Origin of the sequence: Nocardia sp. NPDC047038, from assembly GCF_040644075.1 — a bacterium.
Taxonomy (GTDB): Bacteria; Actinomycetota; Actinomycetes; order Mycobacteriales; family Mycobacteriaceae; genus Nocardia; species Nocardia sichangensis.
In genome coordinates, this window is the sequence record NZ_JBEYVQ010000040.1 from 1 (window position 1) to 10,089 (window position 10,089).

The 10,089-nt window shown below is 61.9% G+C and carries 6 protein-coding genes; 2 read left to right on the forward strand and 4 right to left on the reverse strand.

Annotation, left to right across the window (positions count from 1 at the left end; all coding sequences use genetic code 11):
* Positions 1–116 precede the first annotated feature (116 nt).
* Positions 117–1,334 (reverse strand): acetyl-CoA C-acetyltransferase, encoded by a 1,218-nt coding sequence (locus tag ABZ824_RS39505; RefSeq protein WP_356970023.1) that lies wholly within the window; start codon positions 1,332–1,334, stop codon positions 117–119.
* A gap of 2,100 nt (positions 1,335–3,434) precedes the next feature.
* Between ABZ824_RS39505 and ABZ824_RS39510 the strand changes: the two genes are divergently transcribed.
* A complete protein-coding gene (locus ABZ824_RS39510) occupies positions 3,435–4,088 on the forward strand; it encodes an MspA family porin (RefSeq protein WP_356970024.1) in 654 nt (217 codons plus the stop codon).
* A 62-nt stretch (positions 4,089–4,150) separates the two neighbouring features.
* On the forward strand, positions 4,151–4,828 hold the full coding sequence (locus tag ABZ824_RS39515; protein WP_356970019.1) for an MspA family porin: 678 nt from the start codon (positions 4,151–4,153) through the stop codon (positions 4,826–4,828).
* A 347-nt stretch (positions 4,829–5,175) separates the two neighbouring features.
* Here the strand turns inward: ABZ824_RS39515 and ABZ824_RS39520 are convergent, their stop codons facing one another.
* The 3 genes from ABZ824_RS39520 to ABZ824_RS39530 form a co-directional block, all read right to left on the reverse strand.
* Entirely contained in the window at positions 5,176–5,430 is a 255-nt protein-coding gene (locus ABZ824_RS39520; RefSeq protein WP_356970020.1) for a transposase, read from the reverse strand.
* A gap of 619 nt (positions 5,431–6,049) precedes the next feature.
* A complete protein-coding gene (locus tag ABZ824_RS39525; protein WP_356970021.1) occupies positions 6,050–6,847 on the reverse strand; it encodes an MHYT domain-containing protein in 798 nt (265 codons plus the stop codon).
* Positions 6,848–6,947: 100 nt separating this feature from the next.
* Positions 6,948–8,639 (reverse strand): hydrogenase maturation protein, encoded by a 1,692-nt coding sequence (locus ABZ824_RS39530; RefSeq protein WP_356970022.1) that lies wholly within the window; start codon positions 8,637–8,639, stop codon positions 6,948–6,950.
* Positions 8,640–10,089 lie beyond the last annotated feature (1,450 nt).

Here is a 10,089-nt window from a genome sequence, read left to right on the forward strand (position 1 = left end):
CGTTGGATTCGCGAACGACACCGACACGCGCGCCGCGCGGCGACAGATCGCCTACGCTCTGCGTTGTCTCCACTTGTCAGACTTCCTTCTCTTACGGAACGTATCGAAACCCATCGCTAAGGGGCATCCACTCGTTCGAAGATCGCCGATATTCCCTGGCCACCCCCGATGCACATGGTCTCCAGCCCATAGCGGGCATGGCGGCGGTGCATTTCGTGCAGAAGTGTGGTCAAGATTCGCGCGCCGGTAGCACCGACGGGGTGGCCGAGCGAAATACCCGAACCGCGTACGTTGAGTCGGTCGAAGTCCGAGGCGGTAAACTTCCACTCGCGAGTGCAAGCCAGAACCTGAGCGGCAAATGCCTCGTTGAGTTCAATTAGATCGATGTCGGCAAGGTCGATATCGAGCAACCGCAGAGCTTTGTACGTGGCGGGCACCGGGCCCAAGCCCATAGTCGCGGGCGATACGCCCGCGACCGCCCACGACGCCAGCCTCGCCAGCGGTCGAAGCCCGAGTTCGGCCGCGCGTTCAGGATGAGTCACAATGCACGCGGCGGCTCCGTCGTTTTGACCACTGGAATTGCCAGCGGTCACTGTGGCACTGCCATCGACCTTCTGCAGGATGGGGGTCAATGCGGTGAGCCCTTCGATAGTTGTGTCCGGTCGGATGTGCTCGTCGTCGACGACGAACTGCTCGCCACGCCTGTTTGACACCATGACCGGGACGATCTCTTCGGCAAACAAGCCGCAGCGCTGTGCGTCAGTGGCGCGCTCATGCGATTGCTGGGCGAGCTCGTCTTGCTCGATCCGCGAGATTCGGTAGTCGCGGCGCAGGTTCTCCGCAGTCTCTAGCATTCCGCCGGGGACCGGATGATGGCGGCCACCCGCGGTGACGCGACCGCGAGCGAGGCTGTCATGCAGTAACAGAGCGTTCTGCCGGATACCCCAGCGGGTGTCGTTGCTGTAGAAAGGCGCCCTGCTCATGCTCTCCGTTCCACCGGCGATGACAAGATCGCTTACCCCCGTCTGCACCTGCATGGCGGCGTAGATGATCGCCTGCAATCCGGAACCGCATCGGCGATCCAGTTGGACACCGGGCACGTCGACCCGCAGCCCGGCGTTGAGCGCCACGACCCGGCCGATCGCGGGGGCATCCATAGTCGGATAGCAATTCCCCAGAATCACGTCGTCGACGGCGTCGGCCGCCAGGTGTGTCGTGCCGAGGATGCCACGCACCACGGTGGACGCCAGATCTTGCGGGGCCACGTCGCGAAATGCGCCGCCGAAGCGCCCGACGGCGGTTCGCTTCGGCGTGCAGATGACGGCAGTCCGCATCCTGGTCGTGATCATCCGGTGTAGTCCTTCCATGAACGACCGGTAGCTCTCCGATCCAACGGCTGATTGCTCACTGCTACCTCCTCACCGTCGGTAGACGGTAGATCATTTGTTGGACTTTTTGCAACAAGTCGAAAGGAGGTCTTACGACGGTTCCTGTCCGGGTCGATGTCCGTGCCGTTCTCCACAAGCTCGCCCCGATCGTCAGAAGTTGGTCGACCTTCACCGAAGTTTGTTGTCCAGCAGAGGCATTCAAAATGCAGGTGACCATGCATGCAAGCTCACCTACCGAAGATCCAGAACGCCCCCAGGACAAGTCGAGACACTGGATCGCCACCCTGCCAGTTGATCTAATCCAGGCAGGCCGCTGAGCTTTCGGTGACCGGGGTACTGGCGCTCACCTGCGCAAGCGCTCCCAGGCTGCCGCAGTGGCGAACGGCTCACTCGCCTTGGGTGCGTCCGGGCTGAAAAGCGCGAAACGCACTGCCTGGGGATCCGCGACCGAACTTGCAGCGCCTTCATCCGCAACAAGCGGGTTGCCGCCACACGATACGTCAGGTACCGCCGGTTACGACGAAAGTCTTGCCACCCAATCGAAGATCCACGCTTCAGTCGCTCCCGAGGCGTCGCGCAAAGCCCGAGAAGCGGGCATTGCCGACATCGGCGAACCCACGTTGGACTCCGCTTGTGGACGGTGCCATCCCGTTGCGGCATCTGGTTGCCGACTCCCGGCCCAGGCCCAGGCCCAGACCCAGGCCCAGGCCCAGGCCCAGGCCCATGGTTCGCTGCAGTGTTGGTCGATACATCTTCGATGCCGGACATACACATCGCTGCAGATGGGAGGCCTGCCAGGCATCGAGTGTCCGTCGAGGCGGTCAGGTCGGATATGCGCTTGGAAGTGGTGTCCGCGCGCAAAGGCGGAAGCACGTCAGCACACTTCTGAGTTCGAACGGTTGACCTCTCGCGGCACTAGCGATAATGTTCGACACCTGACTTTCATATCAAAGATCGACGTTAAGTGCAGAGCGCAATCCGTCATATAGATCTGGGACTGCCGGCTCAGCCGAAGCTGATCACGCTCATCGAAGCCCCATTCGCAGATCCGGTCAGCAACGAGGAGGACCTATGAACTCGCCGAGCAAACTATGGAACAGCGCCATTCCCGACGAAGGCGCCGCCAGTTATCGACGAGAGTTCGATCGAGCGGACCGCCCCCTGAGCGCAAGAACGCGCCCAACGTTTCGCGTCATAGTCATGGCACGAGCCTTTATCGACTCGACCTGTGCACCCGGCCGGAGTTCGACGATCTACCCGGCGGTCGACGCAACAGCAGAACTATTGGCCGCAGGTAGCCAGGCGGAACCTCCTATATTCTTCACCAGCGCCTACGTTGATCCGAGTCAACCGCCCGCCCCGCCGAAGGTGGGAGACGGGGGTGAACGGCAATACGCTTCGGTCCGCGGGCAGGACGCTGCAAAACGTCAAGCGAACGCTCCAGCGAGTGCACCTTGCGCGAGCCGATAGTTGCCTCGGGGCATCGGACTCTAGTATTGCTCGATTCGAGCAATGTCGGCAAGCATTGTTTGCTCGCATCAAACTCTATTTTACTCTCGTGCAGATTTGACTTCATGCGCCACGGCTGGCGGCCCGAGCTCATTGAGATGAGTAAATTCCGCGGCCGCCGAAGATTCCGCATCACTTCAAATGATCAGCTGCAGACCGCAGCCAAAATCCGTGCCGGATGGAATATATTTTCCACGAGCAACAAGACGGATGACACAATCATCCAACTTATCCTGATTCAAGAATTCTCGCAATCAGAATCGGGCTGACGAAATGATCAAGATCCGCGGCATCTCACGCACAGGTCGCGATGCGGCTGATCCGATGTCGAAAACCAGAAGTCTTTGCACGGCTAGGGCATTCACGTCGATCACGTGAGGCCCGTTCCCGTTTCGATATGTACAGAGGCGATATATATGAGACCCTGATTCTCCATAACTAGCAACAGTAATCACAATGCAGCTCTGGGTCTGCTGCCCAAGAGTTGAGAATCAACAATTGATCGGTAAAGTAATGAGCAATAAATTCACCCATGAGATGAGCGGCACTGCCCGCATCATATGGTTTGCCGGTGCGGCAGCCGTAGCTACTGGCCTCTTGTCGGCCGGGGCCGTCCACGCTGATACATTCGTGCCTCTGCCCGACGGCCAGAAACTGGGCCCTGATGGTGTGGTAGTCACCCGCTCCGGTGAGCATGCACTGATCTCGCCTTCGCTGGCGGCCAACGGCGCTGGCCGGGTCGTATGGGTATCAGGCAATGCGGTCGCGGACGTGCCGAACGCTCCCGAGACGACGGCTGGCCCGTGGAACGGCTCGGCAAACACCCCCGGGACAAACAACTCATCCACGCACGGCACCTCGCAGCTCAACACCGGCTATATCGTCGGCTGCCAGGTCGATATCGGCAGCGACGCTATCTCGGCTGGCGTTTCCGGTAGCGTAAGTCTGACAGGGGCCAGCGCCGGCGGTTCGATCGGATTAAATCTCGGGCCGGGGCAAGTCGAATTCGTGCAGATCGCCCTGAAAGACATCACCAAATCCGGCCGATATTCCGTTGAATACCAGGACGTGGAAATCCAGATCCAAGGCTGTGGCGGATACGCCCAGGCGCGCGCCTACACAGTCGTCGAAGTCGTCGGCGACCACTACTCCAAGACCACCCTCTACGGGCAGCCGTTCTCCATCGGCTGACTCCACCGGCGCTTCGGTCAATCTCATTCTCCCGCGTATCGCGATACAAATAAGGACGAAACGTGAAAATCCGTCAGACAATGGGTCGCGCGGCCAGCGTGGGTGCTGCCGCAACAATAGCCTTAGGCTTGTTCTCCATCGGAGCAGCAGACGCCGACACCTTCGTGCCACTGCCCGGGGCCGACCTCACTAAGACACTCTCCGACGGCACCGTCGTGCATGTGTGGATCGACGCTGAGTCGGCCAACATCAACCCATCGATGGGCTCGACTCCACTTCACCGCAACGCCTGGGTCAGCGGCACCGCGCATGTCGAGTTGTCCGGTACCAACGGCGATGTAGGAGGCAGCATCTTCCCGGGCTACACCGTCGGATGTCAGGTCAACATCTCTGGGGGCGGCGTCACCGGCGGCACCACCGGCTCTCTGGACTGGAGTGGTGATAGCGTTCGACCCAACGTGGGAGGCAATACCGGCGGCAATCTGACCCTCGGTCCTGGCCAAGCCAAGTCGTTCTATGTCCTCGACCTCGAGGAAGCCGACGACTTCGGCAACCAGGTCCACCGCACACGCAACAAATTCGGCAGCAACAGCGGCTCCGTGGCGTGGGCAGACGAGACCATCGGCCTGAGCGGCTGCGCCGGCTACGCACAAGCTCGCTCATTCGTTAGTGTCCAAGTCGTCACCAGCAATATCACCAGCTGGGTCACCCTGTGGGGGCAACCCTTCAGCATCGGCTGACAACCTGCCGGAACCGTGCACCGCGGCCCGTGAGATAGGCCCGCCGATCTCACGGCCACAGCACCCGGAGCGGCCATGGACGAGAAGCGCCGCGTCATGTCTGCTGTCCCTGCAATAATGCACACATCTGTGTGGGCAGTGTCAGATTAGCGAGATAGATCCCACAAGATCGTTGATCGTTGGTCTAGAGCCCTTTAGTTAGTAGTCGGAGCGAGTTGTTGACAAACGTTTGCTACCATGCTCGATTCAAACGTCGTGCCCCACATACTACGAAGCCTTCATTTATGCTGTCTGCGACGTGGCTAATCCCCGATGATGCGACCACCCGGTAGTAGAGCCGGGTTGTTTCAGTTGATCGAGCAGTCCACTGGATGGTGGATGTCGGTGTAAGCCGCAACGCACTCGGCAGGCATCCGGTATCCGAGGGCTGAATGCCGGTGCCGCAGGTTGTGGTCGGCTTTGAAGTCGCCGACGGCCATACGGGCTTCGAGCAGGGAAGTCCAGTGGTGGCGGTTTAGGCATTCGGTGCGTAACCGGCGGTTGAACGACTCGATATAGCCGTTGTTCCACGGCATGCCTGGTGGAATGTAGGCAATGCCCACCCGGTCCGGCGCAGAAGCGCTGCAGCGCTGCGGAAATCAGCTCCGGACCGTTGTCGCAGCGCAGTACCTTCGGCGCACCCCGAGCAGCGAACACCCGGACGAGTTCGGTGACCAGCTTCTCGGCGGTGTCGAGCGTTAAACCAGGTGCAGCAGCGACTCACGCGTGTGCTCATCGACCATCGAGGCGATCTTCACCGCTCGCCCGTAGACAGTCGATCCGAGACGAACAGCGCAGCAGACCAGTCGAAGCCGCTTGACATATACAGAGGTATCACGGGTTTGGAACCGGCCTCGGTTCAGACCAGCGCCGGTCGGCGTGGTCGTTGTTGAGCGTAGTAGGCGCGGCTTCGTACGATCAGTCCCAAAATCCGAGCCACCTCACCGACACTACGCCGGGCAAGAATCACACCACACGAGGGAATCGGGGCGTGAGGGCCAGCCGTCTTATCCGGTTTCTCTCGCCTTGCCACGGGTGACGCCATCCTTGACGGCGTCTCCCGTTTACGGCACCTCCTTTTCAGGGGTGAGGGCCGTGGCGAGCACATTTCATCCGGCTGCCGGGCGGAAGCGGGTGTCTCCGGTGGTCGGCCGACGCGGAGCTGGTTCCTACGCTGCACTGCTAGCCCTTGCCTACGGTACCTGCGCGATGACCTGACCGCCGATCGCGCCCGCGATGCGGGTGAGGACTGTTGGCCTCGTCGATCTCGGCTACCCCGACCAGGATGATGAGCACCATTGTGATCAGGGTGATGGCGAGGATCACTGGGAGGAACATCAGGAAGGGTTCGGCGCCGACCGGCGTGCTGATGTGGTCGCGTTGGTGGGCGCTCATCGACGCCATACCGGTGTAATGCATGCCGGATACCGCGAGTCCCATGATGAGTGCTGCGCCGATAGTCGCGCCGAAGCCGTGCACGTGCCCTACGAACCACAGTGCCGCTGTCGAGGCGACCACGGCGATCACGACCGAGACCGCGACGAGAGCGGGGTTGTATTCCATGCTCACGTTGGTGTTCATTGCGTCCATGCCGATATAGTGCATAGCGGCTACCCCGCAACCGGTGATTGCGCCACCGAGCGGCAGTGTCAAGCTCGCGGGTCGACCGCGTACGACGATCGCCAATCCAAGCCACACCACCACGATTGCTACTACGGCGCTGAGCGCGGTCATCGGTACGTCGTAGCGGATTCTTTTCCCAGGGATGGAGAAACCGAGCATTGCGGTGAAGTGCATGGTCCAAATGCCGGCACCGCCGAGGGCGACGGCCCCGGCGGCAAGCCAGCCCTCGCGCCAGCGAGATGCTCGGGCGTGGACTGTGCATCGCAGACCGAGGATCGATCCGACCACCGACATGGCATAGGCCAGCGTAGGGACTATCCACCCGAAGGTGAAATGATCAAGTTCCAGCTTCAGCATGTTAGTACTCCGTGGCTGATTCAGTCTGACAAAAGCAGGGCCGAGGGACCTGGGCCCAAGGGGGACAGAGCGATTACTGATTCCGGCGGGCCCGCGTCTGTCAGTTGGATAGGTGCGGGGGTGTCCGGGTCGGTGCCACTTTGTGCACGAAGTTTCGCCTCAGATCGTGGTACACCTCACCTGCGGCGAAGTTGCGGCGCATGTGTGCCAGTTCCTCGCTGCGGTAGGCGGCCAAGGGTTTGGCTACCTCGTCGGCGGCACGCTGTCGTTTCTTCTCTATGAGGCGTTTCGCAAGCTCGGGGCTGTCAGCCAGCCCTGCCGCCGCACGCCGTATCGAGCTCCAGAAGGTTCCGGCGCTTCCAGGCAGAAGGCGGTCGGCCAGGCCTAGTGCTGCGGCGTCTCGGGCGCCGATGGGAAGGGCCTGCCGGTTGAGTCGCTCGGCCTCGGTGGCGCCAGCGCGGCGGGGCAGTATGTAGGTCCAGTACTCTGAGCCGTGCAGACCCATCAGCCGGTAGTGTGGGTTGAGCACGACTGATTCGCGGCACCAGACCTCATCTGCGGCAAGCGCGAGCATCACGCCACCGGCCGCCGCATTTCCAGCCAAAGCAGAGATCACGAGCTTGTCGGTAGTGGTGAGGACTGCCTCTACGAGGTCGTTCATAGCGTTGATGTTGAGCCAGGACTCCTTGACCGGGTCGTCGGCCGCCTCGATCACGTTCAGGTGGATGCCGTTGGAGAAGAAGTCTCGAGGCGAGCCGAGCACGAGTACGTCAATCGGCCGCACACACGCCTGCCGGAACGCCGTCAGCAAGTTACGGCATTGACGTGTACTCATCGCGCCGCCGGGAAAAGCGAACTCAAGGTAGCCGACGGCGCCCTCTTCGCGGTAGCGGATTTCGGACCAGGTGTCCCGGGAAGCGGCCGCGGCCGGTGTTACAGGCACCTCGGGGATCGACCGCGGTAGGTCGGGGCCGAGTGCATCGGTGGCGGGTAGCGTGAACGTGGGGGGACCGCCCGTCACTCGCCGAGGACGTAGCTGTGGCAGCCACACCGCGCCATCAACGGTGGCCCGGCAAATCGCGCCGTCACGTGTAGCGATCACGGTGCCCGGAACACCGCGCAGGCTATCCTCGCCATGGCCGCCGTGCAGGTAGTACTCCCGCCCGCAAAGTTCGTCCAGGACGCCCGGCCGCGAATCGGCGGCGCGCAGCTTCCGCAGCACAACCTCCGTATCGTCGGCTGCCCAGTCGATCCGGCGAATCCGCTGATCGTGGTAGGGCCGTAGTCGGCCCCGGACGTCCAGGCGCAGGTAGTCCAGCGGCTCGGGCTCGAACCGACCATCGGCGAATCGGTCGACCGCGAGCAAAACGGCCTGCACAGCGGCATCAGCTACCTCGTTGCGATACAGCTCGCTTTTGCCGCAAGGTGCGACAACAAACGGCACCGAAGCCCAGATAGGTCCCGCATCCATCTCCTCCACCGCCTGAAGCACTGTGACACCCCACTCCTTCTCGCCCTCATGAATGGCCCAGTCGAGGGATGAGGGTCCGCGATCGCCCTTGGGTCCCGGATGCAAAATCAGCACGGTGTGCGCCGACCAGATGTCCTTCGGGATCGACGTGGTCAGCATGGGCGCAAGTATCAGCTCCGGCTCGAAAGCCGCAACCCGCGCGCGCAGCAGATCGTTACCGAGAGCCAGTTCGACACCGACATGATGCTCGCGGGTACGCAGTTCGGTGTAGACGCGCTGGGTAAGGCTGTTGAATGCCTGGGCGACCAAAAGGATTCGCAATGTTGCCCTCTATCCTTTGATGTGACGAGTTCGATGGCTCGTATCGGCGTTGTCATGAAATAGCCAACCCCTATTTCCTGTTCCGCATCAACATGCTGAGTGCTGCCGTTGCTGAGCTGCGGTTCGCCATGGAGTTCCGGACGCCCCGGGCAGCTGCCTGTGCGGGTCCAGGTGGCGATTTCCGCGCCGCCAAGTCCTAGCTGGGTGCCTATATCAGTTACGAATGGAACTGCGATATGCGTCCGGAACGGAGTCGGCAGCCGATCAGCGATTTCGAGGGCTGCGTGTGTATCTCGTGTTCCATCCACTTCCGAGGACCCACGGCGGTGGCGTAGATGCTCGACACTCGAGCCGATTCCCCGCGTTCTCGATGCGCCTTGATTATCGCGGCGGTGATGATAATCAGCGCGCCGACCAGGTCGGCTTCGGTAGATGGATCGTGGACCTCCCGGCACAGCCGTGCCGAGCCGAACGCTGCCTTGTCCAGATCGGACGCGGGCGATCGGAAGATGTGCGGGCGGGCGCGGCTTCCAGCCGCGAGCACGGGACCTTCCGACTTCGTGCGCAGCGACGCTCAAAGCTTCTCTCGCGTCCGATTCGATCCGCCATGACCAGAGCGCCAGCACTCCGGAGACCCGGCTTGCCGCCCACCCATACAGCGCTCTCGTGCTCGGAACACATGCCAATGTTTTGTTGACACCCCGAACATCAGCCGGGACGTATGCCCCCAACTCGGTGTCGGCCCACAGCATCGTTTCCCTGGCCGACGGCGCCACCGAACGAGCGAGTTTCCACTCGGTCTGCGCGTCGACCATCGCGTGCGCGTCCGAGGCCCGCCGTTCCGGCAGGTCAGGCAAGCTCAGGCCTGCACCGACCTCCAGGTCGGTGATCGCAGGACCACGGCGTGCACTGCGGGCGTCGCGCCACTGGGCGATGCAGCCCGCGACATAACCGTCGACGACACTGAATCGCGGCTGCACGACGGTCCCGGTCGCGCGCATCCGGCGTATCCATCCGACCTCTGACAGGCTGACCGCAGCAGTGGCGCGGAGCATACGCAGCAGCAGCATCCGATGGTCCGAGCCCTCGCCGTCTTCCAGCCACTCGATTCCAGCCAGCATTTGCTGCTCGAAACGCGCGCCACGTCCGGGCAGCCCCGGCGTCACCGACTGATACAGGCAGAGGTCACAACCGGTCAACGCAACACGATCCGATCAGTCGACGAACCGACGATCACCGTCGGCCGATGGGTGTGAATCCTTGCCACACCGGGCATCGGATCAGCCTGCCCAGTCACCAACACATCCGCTATAGGGCAAAGTCCTACGATTGTCGCGCAACGCCGGATCGATGTTCTGTCGACGTTCACGTAATTCCCGGTGCCCGCGCTCGCGGAATTCCGCAGGTGGTGGGTCCTGGTTGATGTTCTACCCGATGGCCTCCTTCGGTG